Genomic DNA, 17,813 nt, shown 5'->3' with positions numbered 1-17,813 from the left:
CTCTTTTTTTAAGTTTCATTCAATTAAAGACAGCTTATATATAATCATATAGAGCTTTTCAAGAGCACGCCTTACGCTTTAACAACGTTGGATGCCTGCGGTCCTTTAGCTCCTTCGCTAACATCAAATGTTACTTCTGCGCCTTCTTCTAAAGTTTTATAGCCGTCCATTGCGATTGCGGAAAAATGTACAAATACATCAGTACCGTCTTCGCTTTCGATAAAGCCATAACCCTTTTCGGCATTAAACCATTTAACCTTACCTTTAGCCATTTTTTTCAGTCCTTTCCTACAGTAAAAACGTACTGCTATTCGTGCTTCAAGCACGATTTCATCATATCATAAACTTTGCACAATGTCAAGGGAATTTTAATTTATTTCCAGTTTTTTTCCTTTTTTATTTGCAACGAAATAAATACGTTCAGTTTTTGCATCCGGAGCATGAAAAGTGTTTTCCGCATAGCAGGTTATATTTATAAATCCCGCTTTCTCCAGCAAGAAAACTATTTTGTCAATTTCGTATACATATTCAGTGTGTTCCTCATAAAAACGTCTGTACATTCCGTTATCGGTTTCCAGAAAAAAATTCAAGTAAAAATGCACACAACCTTCATCCTGCTCATTTTCCCAGACAGATACAACCTTTTCGGTTTCGCGTACAAATGTGTTATTTGACAGTACCTCTCTTAATTTGTAGCCCGAATTAATATCAAAAACAAATGCACCGCCGAATTCCAGATAGTTTTCAACCAAACGGAACATTTTTAAAAGCTTTTCTTCGCTTTCTATGTAGTTTACGCTGTCTAGAAGACATAAAACCGCATCAACAGTTCCGTAAAGTTCAAAATCAGTCATATCCTGATTTAAAAGCAAAACAGAGTCGTCACATTTTTCTCGCGCAACATTGAGCATGTCTTCTGCAAGATCAATACCAATCACATCATACCCTTTGTCTGCCAATCGCTTTGTTATATTACCCGTTCCACAGGCAAGCTCTGCAATCAAATGCGGTTTAAACGCAAGATGCTTTTCTAAAATGTGCTCTAAATACTTTACATTTGAATCATAGTCCACATCCTCGGTCAGAACATCATACACAGATGCAAACTCCTGATAAATATCCAAAATATCACCTCAATCAAAGTTTGGTTAAGCCTGCCAAAGCAGCCATTAAGTTTTTGGTACCGACACTGTCAAACGAAATGGTAACCTTTGCATCCTGTCCTACAGGCAGTACCGAAAGGACAGTACCTTCACCGAATTTTTTGTGCGAAACCCGATCTCCCGGTTTAAAATTTGTATCCCCCGTTTTGCGCAGCGGAGATGTGTTTTTTGCACCCCCAAAAAGTGTGCTAGAGATTTTTGGCATTTCGCTGTCCTTCTTTTTGGATGCAAAATCTGTGCCGGAAAAACTTATTTTGGCAGGTTCTTCAATATGAAGCAACTCTTCCGGAATTTCTTCTAAAAAGCGGGATTTGGGGTTGTGTGTTGTAGAACCAAACAGTGTCCTGCTATTGGTACGAAGCAAGTACAGCTTTTCTTTTGCACGGGTAACACCAACATAGCAAAGTCTACGCTCCTCTTCCACGCCCCCCGGCTCTGTAATAGACATAAACGAAGGAAAAATGCTCTCTTCCATGCCGGTCATGAACACAACCGGAAATTCAAGACCTTTAGAGCTATGCAACGTCATCATAACCACTGCATCCTGCTCTTCATCGTAATTATCAATATCAGATACAAGTGAAACACCATCTAAAAACTCTGCCAAAGTACCGTCCGGATTGTTATCTTCAAATTCTTTGATTAAACCTGAAAATTCCTTTAAGTTTTCGATGCGTGTCTCGGATTCTACGGTATTTTCAGCTTTTAAAGCATCTAAATACCCGGATTCGGAAAGAATTTTTGCTGTAAGCTCCAGAACCGACATATTCTCGGATGCAACCTTAAAATCACGCATCATTTTGCCGAATTTAATCAGTTTTTCAGCTGCTGAACGCAAGTTATCATACTGAATAATGTTGTTGATAACATACAAAATCGAACTGTCTTCGGTCGCTGCAATTGCAGAAAGTTTATCGACTGTTGTAGCACCAATGCCTCGTTTCGGCTCGTTAATAATTCTACGGACACTCACATCATCGCTCGGATTGTTAATGCAACGCAAATAAGCGATAATATCTTTGATTTCTTTGCGATCATAGAATTTAACCCCCGAAAGCAAACGATAAGGAATCGCTCTTTGCAGGAACACTTCTTCCAGTACACGGGATTGGGCATTTGTGCGGAACAGAACTGCCATATCCCCATAATTCTTTCCTGACTCGCGCAAACGCTCTGCAATATCCGCTATGCGATGCGCCTCAATATGCTGATGCTCAACCGTAATCAACTGAACAGGCGAACCATCTGTTTTTCCTGACCACAGTCTTTTTTGCTTGCGTTCTTTGTTGTTTTTTATAATTTCGTTAGCAACATCTAAAATCTGTGTTGTAGAACGGTAATTTTGTTCAAGCTTAATAACCTTTGCATCTTTGAATTGCTTTTCAAATTCAAGAATATTGGTTACATCCGCACCTCTGAAACGGTAAATAGACTGGTCGTCGTCGCCCACAACACAGATATTCTGATGCTTTTCCGCAAGAGCAGAAACCAGTCTGTACTGGCTGTGTGAGGTATCCTGATACTCATCCACCATTACATACAAAAACTTACGTTGGTAAAAATCCAGCACTTCGGGACATTTTTCGAACAAATGCACCGTTTCGGTAATCAAATCGTCGAAATCCACCGCGTTATTTTTACGAAGCTTCTTTTGATACAGACTGTAAATTTTCGACATCTGTTGCGCGTGATAGCCTGCACTTCCCGCTGTTTTTTCATACTGCTCGGGTGATATCATTTTATCTTTAGCTCCGCTGATGTGACTGATAATGCTGTTTACCGGGAACATTTTTTCGTCGTAATTTAATTCTTTCAAAACCTCTTTCACGAGTGTTTTCTGGTCGGCAGTATCATAAATGGTAAACCCAGAACCGATTCCGATTTCTGCGCCAAACTTCATTAAAATACGCATGCCCAAAGAATGGAACGTGCTTGCCCAAACCCCCTCACCGTCTGCACCTAAGGATGCAGAAAGTCGGTCGTTAATTTCTTTTGCTGCCTTATTTGTAAATGTAATTGCCAAAATATTCCAGGGATGAATTCCGTTTGCAATCATATTGGCAATTCTGTTTATTAAAACGGTTGTCTTACCACTGCCCGCACCTGCTAAAATTAAAACAGGGCCTTTTATGGTTTGTACCGCCTCTAACTGTTCTTTGTTTAAAGTACTCACTTTTTCACCTATTAAATCAAAACTGTGGGGAGGATTTCTCCTCCCCTTTTCTTTTATTTCATGAATTTTTTAAATGCATCGTACGCATTATTCCATGCGTCAACATCTTCAGGCAAATATTCTGTGATATTTTCCGAATTGCGGATTACATCACGGATTTCCTGTAAATTCTTCACTTCACCCAATGCATACGCCTGCATCATTAAGTTACCGTAACCGGTAGCCTCGGTAGGACCTGTAACAACCTTTCTGCCGGTTGCATTTGCAGTAAACTGACAAAGCATTTTATCCTTAATACCGCCGCCTACCATATTTACGGTAGAAATCTTCTTGCCGGTTGCTTTTTCAAGACCTTCAATTGCATAGCGATATTTAAAGGCTAAGCTCTGCATAATGCAACGTACAAACTGTCCGTGATTTTCAGGAACAGGCTGACCGCTCTCTTCACAGAATTTTGCAATTCTGCCGGGCATATCTTTCGGAGCCATGAAGCGGTCGTCATCAGGGTCGATAAACGACAAGAAAGGCTTTTCTGCACGAGCCAGGGTTTCAAGCTCAGCAAAGGATTTGCCAACACCTCGTCTGTCCCAATGACGTTTGCACTCCTGCACCAACCAAAGTCCCATGATATTTTTAAGGTATCTGATGTTGCCTTCTGTACCGCCCTCGTTGGTAAATTCCATATCGGATAAAATCGGTTCTTTGGTTTCTACGCCCAAAAGCGACCATGTACCGCAGCTGATGTAAACATAATCGTCACCTTCAGCCGGGACAGAAACAACCGCAGAAGCTGTGTCGTGCGAAGCAACTGCAACAACCGGAATCTCCGCACAGCCAAGCTCATCTGCCAGTTCTTTGGTAAGTTTACCGATAATGGTACCGGGCTTTACAATATCACAAAGAATAGCAGGATTAATCTCAAAGCTATTCAAAATATCTTCAGACCAATCGCGCTTTGCAGGGTCTAAAAGCATAGACGTACTCGCAATGGTATACTCTGCTTTCTTTTCACCAGTTAAGAGATAGTTCATCAAATCCGGCACAAACAGCATTTTTGTTGCATTTTTGTAAGGAATGTAGTTCTGTTTATTAAACGCGTGCAACTGGAAAAGTGTATTGAACTTGCAGAACTGAATACCTGTTTTTGCATAGATTTCTTCTTTGGACAAAACATCAAATGCTTCTTCCGGCATATTATCGGTCATAGAATCTCTGTAATGTACAGGATTGCCGATTAATCTGCCTTTGTCATCTAAGAAACCCACATCAACGCCCCAGGTATCGATACCAATGGAATCAATATCCTTTTCGCCGTTGTTTACGCAATTTAAGATGCCCTGCTTGATTTCAAAAAACAAACGCAGGATATCCCATTGGAAAACGCCTGCCGCTTCAACGGGGTCGTTGCTGAAGCGGTGCATTTCTTTAGTGGTTAATTTTCCGTTTTCAATGGTACCCAAAATCGCTCTGCCTGAGCTTGCACCAAAGTCAAACGCTAACATTTTTTTCATAAACGAAAATCACCTTTCGATATTATTTCTTATAGAGCGGACCGTAAGCGGAGCAAGCACGATAATCCTGACCTTCTTTATCCATACCAAAAGCATTCCATGCTGCAGGACGGAAAATCTGATCTTCGGGAACGTTGTGCATGCAAACCGGAATTCTGAGCATAGAGCACATGGTGATAAGGTCGGCACCAATGTGACCGTAACTGATTGCACCGTGATTTGCGCCCCAGTTCTGCATTACTTCGTAAGCGGTCTTGAACGGGCTGCCTTCTTTGCCGTCACATCTGGGAGCAAACCAGGTGCAGGGCCAGGTAGGATTGGTTCTTTCCATCAGGGTGTCGGATACTTCATCCGGCAGGTTCACAGTCCAACCTTCAGCAATCTGAAGCACAGGACCTAAGCCTTTTACAAGATTCAATCTGATCATTGTGCAGGGCATTTCCGCTTTTGTGGTGTAATGGCTGGAGAAACCACCGCCTCTGAAGTTATCAAAGCCTGCTTCGCACCATACGGTCGCATCGGTCATCTTCTTGATATCTTCATCGGTAACTTCCCACCATTTCTTCATGATTGCATTACCGTTTTCATCCTTGCATTCACCGCAAGCATCTAAGCATGCTGCACCGGAATTCAACAGATGGATAATACCGTCGCTTTCTTTCGCTTTGCCTTCCAGCTTATAGCCGGTAACTCTTTCGGTTGCATCGCCGGACCAATATGTACGAACGTCAGCAAAAATCTGTGCTCTGTGGGTAAGCAATCTCATAAACAGCATACCCAAACCGTTCAAAACGTCATTTTCTGTAGCTAAAGTATAGGGTTCACGCGCGCCTTCATAGTCAAAGGTAGAGCTGAGTAATGCTTCGGGATAGTCGCAGTTCGGCCAATGGTCTGTCCATTGTCTCTGACCCTGGAAACCGCCTGCGATTGCGTTATGACCAACCATCTCTTCTTCAAAGCCTGCAGGAAGGTTTTTGTTGCCTGCCATAAGATCTTTGATGATGCAATACATCTTAACAGTAAACTCCCACTGTTTTTCTTTTTCTTCGGGAGTAAACTTAATTCTGCGTTCTTCACCGAGGAATTCAACAGATTCGGGGTTGTCGTCTCTGCCTTCCTTGCAGTGTTCTTTTGTCCACTTGAGAGCCTTCTGATATTCTTCTTCGTTATAGATACCTTCTTCCATTCGACGGAGAATTTCCACCTCGTCAACAGATTCAACACGCATACCAAGGTAAGATTCCATGAAATCCTGATCCATGATAGAGCCGGCAATACCCATGCACTGCGAACCAATCTGCAGATAGCTCTTACCACGCATGGTTGCAACAGCAAGTGCCGCTCTACCGAATCTTAACAGCTTTTCCTTAACGTCCTCGGGAATTTCAGAAACCTGGTCTCTGTCCTGTACTTCGTGGCCATAGATGCCAAATGCAGGCAAACCTTTTTGTGCATGTCCGGCTAAAACTGCAGCAAGATAAACCGCACCGGGTCTTTCTGTACCGTTAAAGCCCCAAACACCTTTGATGGTATTTGGATCCATGTCCATGGTTTCGGAGCCGTAGCACCAGCAAGGTGTTACAGACAATGTGATGTCAACGCCTTCCTTTTTGAATTTATCAGCGCATGCTGCAGCTTCGGGCACACGACCGATGCTGGAATCTGCAATGATAACCTTTACCGGGTCACCGTTTGAATAAAAAAGATTTTCTTCAAATAATTTCTTTGCAGCCTTTGCCATGGTCATAACCTGGTCTTCAAGGCTTTCACGAAGTCTCATGGGTCCGCGACGACCGTCTACAATCGGACGAATACCGATTACCGGATAATCACCGACATATCTGTTCTTTGCCATAATAAATCCCTCTTTCTTTTTTAAAAATTTGTTTATTTTTTAAGTGCAATTGCACATTTCGCCTTGTTTACAATGTTTTCCGCGGTCAGGCCGTAAAGCTCAAACAATTCAGCAGGCTTACCGGATTTGCCAAACTTATCTTCGGTACCCACACGCAATACCGGAACCGGTGTGCCTTCGCAAACAACCTCAGCAACAGCACTGCCCAAACCACCGTAAATATTGTGTTCTTCCGCAGTAACTATTGCACCGGTTTCTTTTGCCGCTTTCAGTACCAGTTCTTTGTCAATCGGTTTAACGGTATGCATATCCAAAACTCCGGCAGAAATGCCCTCTGCTTCCAGAAGCTTAGCTGCTTCAACCGCCTTTTCAACCATCAGACCATTTGCAATCAACGTTACGTCAGTACCCTCTTTTAAAGTGATACCCTTGCCGATTTCGAACTCAAAGTTTTCTTTATCGTACATAACCTCTGTTGCGAGTCTGCAGAATCTTAAGTACACAGGACCGTCATGCTTGATTGCCGCTTCCACAGCTGCTCTCGCTTCCACATCGTCAGCGGGATTGATGACAACCATATTCGGAATGGTACGCATGATACCGATATCTTCTAAGCACTGATGTGTAGCACCGTCTTCACCAACAGAAATACCGCCATGGGTTGCACCGATTTTAACATTTAAATTCGGATAGCAGATGGAATTTCGGATTTGTTCAAAAGAACGACCCGCTGCAAACATCGCAAAGGAGCTTGCAAACACAGTCTTACCGCAGGTTGCAAGACCTGCTGCCGTGGACATCATGTTACCTTCTGCGATACCGCAGTCGAAAAAACGATCGGGACATGCCTTTTTAAATATGCCTGTTTTAGTCGCTGCCGCAAGGTCAGCATCCAAAACAATAATATCATACTTATCGGAGAATTCAGCTAAAGCTTTGCCGTAAGATTCTCTTGTTGCGATTTTGTCAGCCATTGCATATTTCCTCCAATTCCTTGATTTTTGCATCCAGTTCTGCTTCTGCTACCGCATACTGTTCCGCATTCGGTGCTGCACCGTGCCAGGATACATTATTTTCCATAAAAGATACGCCTTTGCCTTTGGTGCTGTTTGCAACAATCACAGTTGGCTTACCCTTTACGGTTCTTGCTTCGTCCAGAGCATTTTTGATTGCTTCCACGTCATGGGCATCAATCGAAATCACATGCCAGCCGAAGGCTTCAAATTTATTGGTAATCGGCTCGGGAGACATAACTTCGGTAATCGGGCCGTCAATCTGCAATCCGTTATGATCAACAAAAGCCACAAGATTGTCAAGCTTGTAGTGTGCCGCAAACATAGCCGCTTCCCAAACCTGACCTTCCTGAATTTCGCCGTCACCTAAAATGGTATAAACTCTGTAGTCTTTGTTGTCTATTTTACCCGCAAGTGCCATGCCGTTTGCAGCACTGATACCTTGTCCTAATGAGCCGGAAGACATATCCACGCCCTTGATTTTTTTCTTATCGGGGTGTCCTTCCAGATAGCTTGCAGTTTTACGCAAGGTTTTTAAATCCTCTTTTGGTATGTAGCCCCGTTCTGCCAGGGTTGCATAAAGTGCAGGCGCACAATGACCTTTTGAAAGTACAAAACGGTCTCTGTCTGCCCAATCGGGGTTTTGAGGATCGATTCTCATTTCGTCAAAATACAAAACAGCCATTATATCCGCAATGGATAAAGAGCCTCCCGGATGTCCGGAACCTGCGTGAAATACGGCACTTACTGCATTTTTGCGAATATTATAAGCAGTAAGATTCAATCTGTTTTTCACTTGAATGTCCATAGCAAATCTCCTTCGTTATTTTTTGTTATTAAAGCCTTCACCGATTACCTCGCTGACGCTTGAGACAATCACAAAGGCGTTTATATCATACTTTTTTACAATTTCCTTTACTTTTGCAATCTGATTCTTTTTTACAACTGTCATCAGCATCAGGGATTCTTTGCCCGAATATGTTCCGATACTGCGGATTCCTGTCACACCGCGTTCAAGCTTTTTCAGAATTTCTCTGGAGATATCAGGTGCAAATTTACTGATGATTGTAACCTGCTTTGCAAAATCGCCGCCGACCGTAATATAGTCAATAAGCTTTGCAGAAACAAACAGCGCGATGCATGCATAAATCATCTGTTCAAAGCTTTTGAACAGTATACCGGAAAGCAGAATAACCACGCCGTCCGACAGCATCACAAGTGTTCCGATAGGCATATGACTTTTCTTCTTTTGTAAAAGCCTTGCAACCACATCGGTGCCTCCGGTTGTGCCATCTTTGAAAAACACCATTCCAAGTCCAACGCCAACCAGCAAGCCCCCGGCAATTGCACACAAAATCTTATCATCAGAAACCGGAGCGATAAACCCGAAAACCTGCAGAAAAACCGACAACATAGTTGTGCCAAAAAGTGTATACCAAAATGTTTTTCTTGACAGATATAAAAACGCAAGTACTAAGATGGGAATGTTTAACACAAATACGGTTACGGATGACGGAATTTGAAATAAGTTTTCCAGAATGGTTGCGATACCGCTGATACCGCCGATGGCAATTCTTTGCGGGATTAAAAACATATCTAATCCCAACGCCATAATTGCCGTACCTGCTAAAACAAATAAAACTGTTTGCAATTTAAGCCACCGCCTTTTCCGTTAGTATTCGGAAAAAGCAGGTATTTTATTCGATTGCTGAAAAAGCTTTCTGCATCAGCAATTCAAGACGCTCTGTTTGTTTTGTTACATAAAGATACCCAATCAAAGCTTCAAAACCGGTCGCTTTTTTGTACTCGGCAAGACTAGCATTTTTTGCTTTGGTGTTTATTTTGGCATTCCGCCCGCGCTTAAACGCATCTGTTTCCGCTTCGGTCAGAAGCGGAAGAATTGCATCCATTGCAACACACTGCCCTTGCGCACGAACATAATGTACACATCTCTTATGCAGTTGGTTTGCGGGTGCATTTGTGTTCTTTACAATCTGTGTACGTACAAAAAGCTCATACACACCGTCACCGATAAACGCAAGTGTCAGAGGCGAATACGCACGGATATCCTCGGTTACCTCGGCGCTCAGGTCAAAAATTAAGCCTTCTTCCATTTTACGCCCTCTTTGGTATCTTCTAAGATGATGCCCATTTCAGTAAGCTGATTGCGGATTTCATCGGCACGCGCAAAATTCTTTTCTTTTCTTGCGTTCTGACGCTCTTCAATCAACGCTTCAATATCTGCATCCAAAAGTTCTGTTTTCTGTTCGGTAATGATACCTAAAACATCACACAAAGTGCAGATTTTATCCAGAACATATTTTATATCCGCATTGGAAGATGCTTCAGAAACATTCACGTTTGCAAATTTAACAAGCTCAAAAATAGCAGATACAGCATCAGCTGTATTGAAATCATCTTCCATCGCCTGCTCGAATTTTTCTACAAATGCATCTGCATCTTTTGCAAGAACTGCTTCACCGTCAGAGCCTTTTAATTCTTTCAGACGACTAACCGCATTTAAAATACGTTCTAAGCCGTTTTTGGATGCTGCCATCAGGTCAGCGCTGAAATTCAGCGGGCTTCTGTAGTGTGCCGAAAGCATAAAGAAGCGAAGCACCTGCAAGTCATACTGTTCCGCAATTTCGCGAACGGTAAAGAAGTTGCCGAGCGATTTACTCATTTTTACATTGTTGATGTTCAAAAAGCCGTTATGCAACCAATATTTTGCAAAAAGCTTGCCGTTTGCAGCTTCAGACTGTGCAATTTCATTTTCATGATGCGGAAAAATTAAATCTTCGCCACCTGCATGGATGTCAATTTCTTCACCCAGATATTTTTTGGACATAACAGAGCATTCAATATGCCAACCCGGTCTGCCGTCAGACCAGGGAGAGGTCCAGTACGGTTCACCGTCCTTTTTGGGCTTCCATAGTACAAAATCAAAATAATCCTCTTTGCCCTCTTCGCCCGTTACCTGAATTTCTCTGTGACCTGCCTGCAATTCATCAATATTCTTCTTGGAAAGCTTACCGTATTCCGAAAAAGCACGGGTTTTAAAATATACAGTGCCGTTTGCATTATACGCAAAACCTTTATCAATCAAGGTCTGAATCATTTCGATCATACCGTCAATCTCTTCGGTTGCTTTCGGGTGCACGGTTGCTTCTTTTACATTCATACCCGCCATATCTTTTTTGCACTCTTCAATATAACGCTCGGAAATGACAGAAGAATCCACACCCTCTTCAATTGCTTTTTTGATAATTTTATCGTCTACATCGGTAAAGTTGGAAACATATTTCACATCATAGCCCTTATATTCAAAATAACGGCGAACCGTATCGAATACAATCATGGGACGCGCATTACCGATATGGATGTAGTTGTAAACGGTAGGTCCGCAAACATACATGCTGACCTGCCCTTCTTTTACGGGAACAAATTCTTCCTTGCTTCTGGATAATGTATTAAATATTTTCATGTTCTTTTTCCTCCAATCGCTTTTCAAGATGCTCAATTCTGACCAAAAGCTTACAAAGCTCCTGAGACACAGGGTCAGGTGTATGAATATGGTCAAAGTTATTTGTCTCAACCTTTTCGTTATTACGGCGCACAATTCTTGCAGGAATACCTACGCATGTACAGTTTGGCGGCACCTCCTGCAAAACAACCGCATTTGCCGCAATCTTACAATTGTCACCAACCGTAAAAGGACCTAATACCTTCGCACCGCAACCAATCAGGACGTTGTTTCCAATGGTGGGATGACGTTTACCTTTATCCTTACCCGTACCACCCAAGGTGACGCCCTGGTAAATGGTACAGTTGTCACCGATAACTGCGGTTTCACCGATTACAATGCCCATACCATGGTCTATGAAAACACCATTGCCGATTTTTGCCGCCGGATGAATTTCAATGCCATACTTTTTTCGGGTCATTTTAGCATACCTTTCAGCCAGAAAGAAGTGTCCGCTATTATATAATTTATGTGCAATACGATGTCGCATAATGGCTTTAAACCCCGGATACAGAAAGAACACTTCCCAGAAGCTTCTTGCAGCAGGGTCACGATCCATGATCGTACGAATGTCGTTTTTTAGCTGTTTAAACACGTTACACCTCTTCATGATATAATTAATTCATTTTATTGTACCACAATTTTACGTATTTAGCAACCTTTTTTAGAAAAAATAAATAAAAAAGTATTGCGATTTACGCAATACTTTTTAGCCGGATTAAAATTTACATACGCATCGGTTGATGGTAAAACCTTTTTCCGAAAAAGTCTTTTCATATTCGGTCATAATATTCCCCTCGTTATACTCGCTGTTATGCAAGTCAAAGGTCAGTTCAGAAACCTTTACACCGGTATCTTCAAACTCTTCCAGAGAAAAGTCGAAAAGCGGACGGTTATCGGTTTTAAAATGAATTTCCCCATTCTCACAGAGAATCATTCTATACTTTTCCAGAAACCGCCTGTGTGTCAGCCGGCGTTTTGCCTGACGCGCTTTTTTCCAGGGGTCGCTGAAATTCAAGTAAATGCGTTCTACCTCATCCTTTTCAAACATATCGGGAAGCTTTTCCGCATCATCACAGATATAAATAACGTTTTTGAGTTCATCGCGTTTTGCTTTTTCTAATGCCAGAATCAACGCGTCCATGCATTTTTCCATAGCAACATAATTGATGTCGGGATTTCGTTTTGCAAGCTCTAAAATAAAACCGCCTTTACCGCATCCGATTTCCAGGTGTACAGGATTGTTGTTGCCAAACAACGTTTTCCATTTTCCTTTATTTTCCAAAGGCTCAGTCGCTACAAATTCTATACAATTTTCGAACCGGGAATCCCGATTCTTTTTTCTTCTCATTCTCATGTTTTATTGTCCTCTGTTTCTGGATTTTGCACGCAGATTGTTATCCAAAATTCTCTTTCTGACTCTGATGCTTAAAGGTGTAACCTCAATCAGCTCGTCCGAACCGATAAATTCAATCGCTTCTTCCAAACTCATTTTTTTAGGCGGAACCAGTCTTAAAGCTTCATCAGAGCCTGCCGCACGCATATTGGTAACATGCTTTTTCTTGCAAACATTTACATTGATATCTTCAGCTTTCGGGGAAACGCCGACCACCATGCCTTCATAAACATCCATACCGGGTTCTACAAACATCATACCGCGTTCCTGTGCATTAAAAATGCCGTAAGCCACCGCTTCTCCGGTTTCAAAAGCAACCAGCGAACCGGTTGTTCTGCCGGAAATTTCACCCTTTTCAGGCTTATAACCGCTGAATACGGAATTTAATATACCTTCACCTTTGGTATCGGTCAAGAATTCGTTTTTATAACCGAATAACCCTCTGGACGGAATGGAAAACTCAAGGCGCATTCTCGAACCCATAGGTGCCATGGTTACCAGTTCGCCTTTACGGGTACCCATCTTTTCCATAACAGAACCCACGCAATTTTCGGGCACATCCACCAAAAGACGTTCCATCGGTTCGCACATTACACCGTCAATTTCTTTCATCAAAACTTTTGGCGCACCAACAGAAAACTCGTATCCCTCACGTCTCATGTTTTCAATCAGGATAGAAAGATGCATTTCACCACGTCCCGAAACCTTAAAGGAGTCGGTAGACTCGGTATCTGCAACGCGTAAAGAAACGTCTTTTAAAAGCTCTCTGTAGAGTCTGTCTCTTAACTGTCTGGAGGTTACAAACTTGCCCTCTCTGCCGGCAAAGGGACTGTCGTTAACGTTAAAGGTCATTTCAACCGTAGGCTCACTGATTTGCACAAAAGGCAACGGCTCAGGGTTCGATACCGAGCACAGAGTTTCGCCGATTGTGATTTCGTTCAAGCCGGAAAAACACACAACATCTCCAACCTTTGCTTCGGTAGCAGATTCACGCACTAAGCCTTCTATCTGATAAAGATTTACAACTTTACCCTTATAACGCTTGTTCTCGTCATGCCAGTCACAAACAACCACTTCCTGATTTTGCTTAATCACACCGCGTTCTATGCGTCCAACACCGATTCTGCCTACATATTCATTGTAGTCAATAGACGAAACAAGAAGCTGTAATTCACCTTCATCATCCCCTTCGGGTGCAGGAATGTGTCCTAAAATGGTTTCAAAAAGTGGAATCATGTTTTCCCCTTCTTCGTTCGGGGAAATGGATGCCGTACCCTGTCTTGCAGAACAGTAAATAATCGGGCTGTAAAGCTGTTCTTCTGTCGCATCCAACTCCAACAGTAATTCTAAAACCTCATCGCCTACTTCGTTTAAGCGCGCATCAGGTCTGTCAATCTTGTTTACAACAATAATCAGCTTGTGACCAAGTTCAAGTGCTTTTTCAAGCACAAAACGTGTCTGTGGCATTGGACCTTCCGCTGCATCCACCAGTAAAACAACCCCGTCAACCATTTTTAAGACACGTTCAACCTCACCGCCGAAATCTGCGTGTCCCGGGGTGTCAATCACGTTAATTTTTACATCCTTGTAGTAAATGGATGTGTTTTTTGCCAAAATCGTAATACCGCGCTCACGCTCGATATCGTTTGAGTCCATAACACGTTCTTCTACAACCTGATTTTCACGGAATGTACCGCTTTGCTTTAACATTTCGTCCACCAGGGTGGTTTTGCCATGGTCAACGTGTGCAATAATTGCAATGTTTCTTAAATCGTTTCTTGTAATCATACTGTCTCCATTCTGACATATTCGTCCATTTTGTCTAAAGCACGTAACGCAATCTGCGTATTCTTTTCCCGCTTCTTGCCTTTTACACGGTAGCCAAGAGGCGGAACAATACCAAAATTAATATTCATGGGCTGAAACTTTGTTATACTTTCATCCGAAATATAATTTGCAAGAGATGCAATCGCAGATTCAGCTGGAAGCTTTTTAACCTCTCCGTTTAAAAGCAACTGGGATAGATACAGACCAACCGTAAGTCCCGATGCCGCCGATTCAATATAGCCCTCCACACCTGTAATCTGTCCCGCAAAATAAATATCGGGATTGGATTTCATCCGATAGGTATCGTCCAGAAGCATTGGAGAATTGATATAGGTGTTACGGTGCATGACACCGTAGCGCACAAATTCCGCATGTTCAAGCCCTGGAATCATAGAAAATACCCGTTTCTGCTCCCCAAATTTCAGATGTGTCTGAAACCCTACAAGATTATAAAGGGTTGCATCCTTATTATCCTGACGAAGCTGTACAACAGCATATGGCTCTTCGTCTTTTCTCGGATCTTTTAAGCCGACGGGCTTCAAAGGTCCGAAAAGGAGTGTCTGCTCTCCTCTGCCTGCCATAATTTCAACCGGCATGCATCCTTCAAACACATTGATTTTTTCAAATTCTTTCCAGGTCACACATTCAGCAGAAATCAGTTCCTTATAAAACGCCTCATATTCCTCTTTGTTCATGGGGCAGTTTAAGTAAGCCGCTTCCCCTTTGTCATAACGGGATGCTTTAAACACTTTTTCAAAATCCAGCGATTCCGCGGTTACAACAGGTGCTGCCGCATCAAAGAAATGTAAGTATTCTTCGTTGCCTGTCAAAGTTTTAATATGTTCAAACAAACCGTCGGAGGTTAAAGGTCCGGTTGCAATAACCGTGATTCCCTCTGGAAGCGCATCTGTTATTTCCTGCGGAATAACGGATATGTTCTCATGATTTCGAATCACATCTGTGATTGCTTCCGAAAAACCGTTGCGGTCAACCGCAAGCGCACCGCCTGCAGGCACAGCCGTCTGATCTGCCGCACGGATAATAAGCGAATCTAACTTTCGCATTTCTTCTTTCAATAGCCCGGGTGCGGTTTCAATGCCGGCACCACGGAGCGAATTAGAGCATACAAGCTCCGCGAAAGAATCTAAATGATGCGCCGGCGAAGATTTGTCGGGCTTCATTTCATATAAATTTACATGAATGCCTCGTTTTGCGAGCTGATATGCACATTCACAGCCTGCAAGACCGGCTCCTATGACATTTACCGTCATTATTTCTCCTCTTTCTGTACAAAATCACACTGTTCATTTGCGCATTTTAATTTTCTCGCGCCACGGAAAACGTTTCTTAAAAGCATACTGTCGCATTTGGGACATTTTTGTACGGTAGGCTCATCCCAGGTCATAAAATCACAGGTGGGATTGTTTTCACAACCGAAATATTTCTTACCGCGTCCCGATTTTTTAATCAGAATCTTGCCGCCGCACTTCGGACAATCTATGCCCAGTTCAACCGCAATACTCTTGGTATTTCTGCAGGATGGGAAGCCCGGGCAAGCTAAGAATTTACCGAATTTACCCTGTTTGATGACCATCATCCGACCACATTTTTCGCAGGGAATATCCGTTTCTTCGTCTTTGATTTCAACCTTTTCGATAGAATCTTCTGCCTTCTTCAGAACCTCCGCAAAGGGATCGTAGAAATCGCGTAAAACCTCTGTCCATTTTCTGCCTTCTTCAATTTCATCCAGTTGTTTTTCCATGTTTGCAGTAAAATCAACGTCAACAATATCTTCAAAATTCTTTGCCATCATATCATTAACAATACCGCCAAGCTCTGTAGGCACAAGGGCTTTGCCGTCTTTTTTTACATAACCCCTGTCTAAAATGGTAGAAATGGTCGGTGCATAGGTTGAAGGTCTGCCGATACCATACTCTTCCATTGCACGAATAATTGTTGCTTCGGTATATCTGGAAGGCGGAGCAGTGAAATTCTGCTTGGGCAAAAGCTCTTTTAAGCAAAGCTCATCTCCATCTTCAAGGCTTGGCAACACACCGGTTTTCGCTTTTGCTTCGTCACCGGATTCTTCATAAATGGCTGTAAAGCCGGGGAATTTGATTTTAGAACCGTTTGCACGGAACAGACAATCGCCCGCTTCAATATCTGCGGTTGTTGTTTCATAAACCGCGCTTGTCATCTGGCTTGCCACAAAACGGGACCAGATCAGTTTGTACAGCTTATACTGTTCAGGCTTTAATGCATCTTTAACAGATTCAGGTGTAATAAACACATCTGTCGGACGGATTGCTTCATGTGCATCCTGTGCACCTTTTTTTGTTTTATACTGAGGCAGATAATTCGGAATATATTCTGCATCATAGTTTGCTTTCAAATATTCTTTACACGCCATACCCGCTTCTGTTGCAATACGCAATGAATCGGTACGCATGTAGGTAATCAGACCCAATGTGCCTTTACCTTTGATTTCAAGACCTTCATACAAGCTTTGGGCAATTCGCATGGTTCTTCTGGAAGCAAAATTTAATTTTCTGGACGCTTCCTGCTGGAGCGTACTTGTAATAAAGGGCGGCGCCGGTTTTCTTTCCTTTAAGCCTTTTTTAACAGTCTGCACCTTATAACTTTTATCTTCAAGATGCTTTAAAATTGCCTGCATCTCTTGTTCGGTACCAATTTCTTCTTTTCCCTTTTTCGTACTTACAAACTTAGCCTCGAAAACCTGTTTTGCTTTTTCTTTGTGCAGTTTCGCATTAAGAGTCCAGTATTCTTTCGGACAAAAAGCATTAATTTCAGCTTCTCTGTCACAAATCATTTTTGTAACAACCGACTGTACACGTCCGGCACTTAAGCCTTTGCGCACATTTTTCCAGAGCAACGGGCTGATCTGATAACCTACAATACGGTCAAGGGCACGTCTTGCCTGCTGTGCATCCACAAGCTGTGTATCAATCTCCCGCGGATTCTTCAGACCTTCTTTAACCGCATTTTTGGTAATTTCATTGAATGTAATTCTGTTCTTTTCTCCCGGCTTTAAAGACAGCACATTTGCCAGATGCCAGGAAATTGCTTCACCTTCGCGGTCAGGGTCAGTTGCAAGATACACTTTTTTAACTTCTTTTGCATCTTTTTTCAGTTTAGACATCAAATCGCCTTTTCCGCGAATGGTAATATATTTAGGCTCAAAGTTGTTTTCAATATCAATACCCAGCTGACTTTTTGGCAAGTCCACCAGATGTCCCATAGACGCAACAACCTTATAATTTTTCCCAAGGTATTTTTTTATGGTTCCCGCTTTGGACGGGGATTCCACAATCACTAAATAATCTGCCATTTT

General features: G+C 42.5%; 15 protein-coding genes. All 15 read right to left on the bottom strand.

Going from position 1 to position 17,813, the window contains the following annotated elements:
- Positions 1-71: 71 nt before the first annotated feature.
- Positions 72-272, bottom strand: a complete 201-nt coding sequence (locus tag IJE10_03110; GenBank protein MBQ2967098.1) for a cold-shock protein — start codon at positions 270-272, stop codon at positions 72-74.
- A 96-nt stretch (positions 273-368) separates the two neighbouring features.
- A complete protein-coding gene (locus IJE10_03105) occupies positions 369-1,124 on the bottom strand; it encodes a class I SAM-dependent methyltransferase (protein MBQ2967097.1) in 756 nt (251 codons plus the stop codon).
- 13 nt (positions 1,125-1,137) lie between these two features.
- Entirely contained in the window at positions 1,138-3,348 is a 2,211-nt protein-coding gene (locus tag IJE10_03100; GenBank protein ID MBQ2967096.1) for a UvrD-helicase domain-containing protein, read from the bottom strand.
- 41 nt (positions 3,349-3,389) lie between these two features.
- Positions 3,390-4,847 carry a rhamnulokinase gene (locus tag IJE10_03095; GenBank protein MBQ2967095.1) on the bottom strand — a complete coding sequence of 486 codons (1,458 nt, stop codon included), beginning with the start codon at positions 4,845-4,847 and terminating at the stop codon, positions 3,390-3,392.
- A 22-nt stretch (positions 4,848-4,869) separates the two neighbouring features.
- On the bottom strand, positions 4,870-6,702 hold the full coding sequence (locus IJE10_03090; protein ID MBQ2967094.1) for an L-fucose isomerase: 1,833 nt from the start codon (positions 6,700-6,702) through the stop codon (positions 4,870-4,872).
- A 32-nt stretch (positions 6,703-6,734) separates the two neighbouring features.
- A complete protein-coding gene (locus tag IJE10_03085; GenBank protein MBQ2967093.1) occupies positions 6,735-7,676 on the bottom strand; it encodes a transketolase family protein in 942 nt (313 codons plus the stop codon).
- On the bottom strand, positions 7,669-8,523 hold the full coding sequence (locus tag IJE10_03080; protein MBQ2967092.1) for a transketolase: 855 nt from the start codon (positions 8,521-8,523) through the stop codon (positions 7,669-7,671). Before IJE10_03080 ends, IJE10_03085 begins: the two co-directional genes overlap by 8 nt.
- Before the next feature lie 15 nt (positions 8,524-8,538).
- On the bottom strand, positions 8,539-9,366 hold the full coding sequence (locus IJE10_03075; protein MBQ2967091.1) for a YitT family protein: 828 nt from the start codon (positions 9,364-9,366) through the stop codon (positions 8,539-8,541).
- Positions 9,367-9,412: 46 nt separating this feature from the next.
- Positions 9,413-9,829 carry a ribonuclease III gene (locus IJE10_03070; GenBank protein MBQ2967090.1) on the bottom strand — a complete coding sequence of 139 codons (417 nt, stop codon included), beginning with the start codon at positions 9,827-9,829 and terminating at the stop codon, positions 9,413-9,415.
- Positions 9,814-11,199, bottom strand: a complete 1,386-nt coding sequence (gene cysS / locus IJE10_03065; protein MBQ2967089.1) for a cysteine--tRNA ligase — start codon at positions 11,197-11,199, stop codon at positions 9,814-9,816. The genes IJE10_03070 and cysS overlap by 16 nt, the downstream gene beginning before the upstream one ends.
- A complete protein-coding gene (gene cysE / locus IJE10_03060; GenBank protein MBQ2967088.1) occupies positions 11,186-11,833 on the bottom strand; it encodes a serine O-acetyltransferase in 648 nt (215 codons plus the stop codon). Before cysE ends, cysS begins: the two co-directional genes overlap by 14 nt.
- A gap of 123 nt (positions 11,834-11,956) precedes the next feature.
- Positions 11,957-12,595: a tRNA (guanosine(46)-N7)-methyltransferase TrmB gene (trmB, locus tag IJE10_03055; protein ID MBQ2967087.1), complete on the bottom strand. Its 639-nt coding sequence runs from the start codon at positions 12,593-12,595 to the stop codon at positions 11,957-11,959.
- A gap of 3 nt (positions 12,596-12,598) precedes the next feature.
- Positions 12,599-14,419, bottom strand: coding sequence for a translational GTPase TypA (typA, locus tag IJE10_03050; protein ID MBQ2967086.1), 1,821 nt, complete (start codon positions 14,417-14,419; stop codon positions 12,599-12,601).
- Positions 14,419-15,732 (bottom strand): methylenetetrahydrofolate--tRNA-(uracil(54)-C(5))-methyltransferase (FADH(2)-oxidizing) TrmFO, encoded by a 1,314-nt coding sequence (trmFO, locus tag IJE10_03045; protein ID MBQ2967085.1) that lies wholly within the window; start codon positions 15,730-15,732, stop codon positions 14,419-14,421. Before trmFO ends, typA begins: the two co-directional genes overlap by 1 nt.
- Complete coding sequence (gene topA, locus IJE10_03040) at positions 15,732-17,810, bottom strand: type I DNA topoisomerase (protein MBQ2967084.1); 2,079 nt, start codon at positions 17,808-17,810, stop codon at positions 15,732-15,734. The genes trmFO and topA overlap by 1 nt, the downstream gene beginning before the upstream one ends.
- Between the last annotated feature and the right edge of the window lie 3 nt (positions 17,811-17,813).

The organism is Clostridia bacterium (assembly GCA_017410375.1).
Lineage (GTDB): Bacteria > Bacillota > Clostridia > RGIG6154 > RGIG6154 > RGIG6154.
This window is presented reverse-complemented; position numbering and strand designations above follow the sequence as displayed.

Coding starts and splice junctions, on each gene's coding strand:
- trmFO (MBQ2967085.1), bottom strand. CDS start 15,732: ATGACGGTAAATGTCATAGGAGCCGGTCTTGCAGGCTGTGAATGTGCA.
- IJE10_03085 (MBQ2967093.1), bottom strand. CDS start 7,676: ATGGCTGACAAAATCGCAACAAGAGAATCTTACGGCAAAGCTTTAGCT.
- IJE10_03080 (MBQ2967092.1), bottom strand. CDS start 8,523: ATGGACATTCAAGTGAAAAACAGATTGAATCTTACTGCTTATAATATT.
- IJE10_03070 (MBQ2967090.1), bottom strand. CDS start 9,829: ATGGAAGAAGGCTTAATTTTTGACCTGAGCGCCGAGGTAACCGAGGAT.
- trmB (MBQ2967087.1), bottom strand. CDS start 12,595: ATGAGAATGAGAAGAAAAAAGAATCGGGATTCCCGGTTCGAAAATTGT.
- cysS (MBQ2967089.1), bottom strand. CDS start 11,199: ATGAAAATATTTAATACATTATCCAGAAGCAAGGAAGAATTTGTTCCC.
- topA (MBQ2967084.1), bottom strand. CDS start 17,810: ATGGCAGATTATTTAGTGATTGTGGAATCCCCGTCCAAAGCGGGAACC.
- IJE10_03090 (MBQ2967094.1), bottom strand. CDS start 6,702: ATGGCAAAGAACAGATATGTCGGTGATTATCCGGTAATCGGTATTCGT.
- IJE10_03095 (MBQ2967095.1), bottom strand. CDS start 4,847: ATGAAAAAAATGTTAGCGTTTGACTTTGGTGCAAGCTCAGGCAGAGCG.
- IJE10_03110 (MBQ2967098.1), bottom strand. CDS start 272: ATGGCTAAAGGTAAGGTTAAATGGTTTAATGCCGAAAAGGGTTATGGC.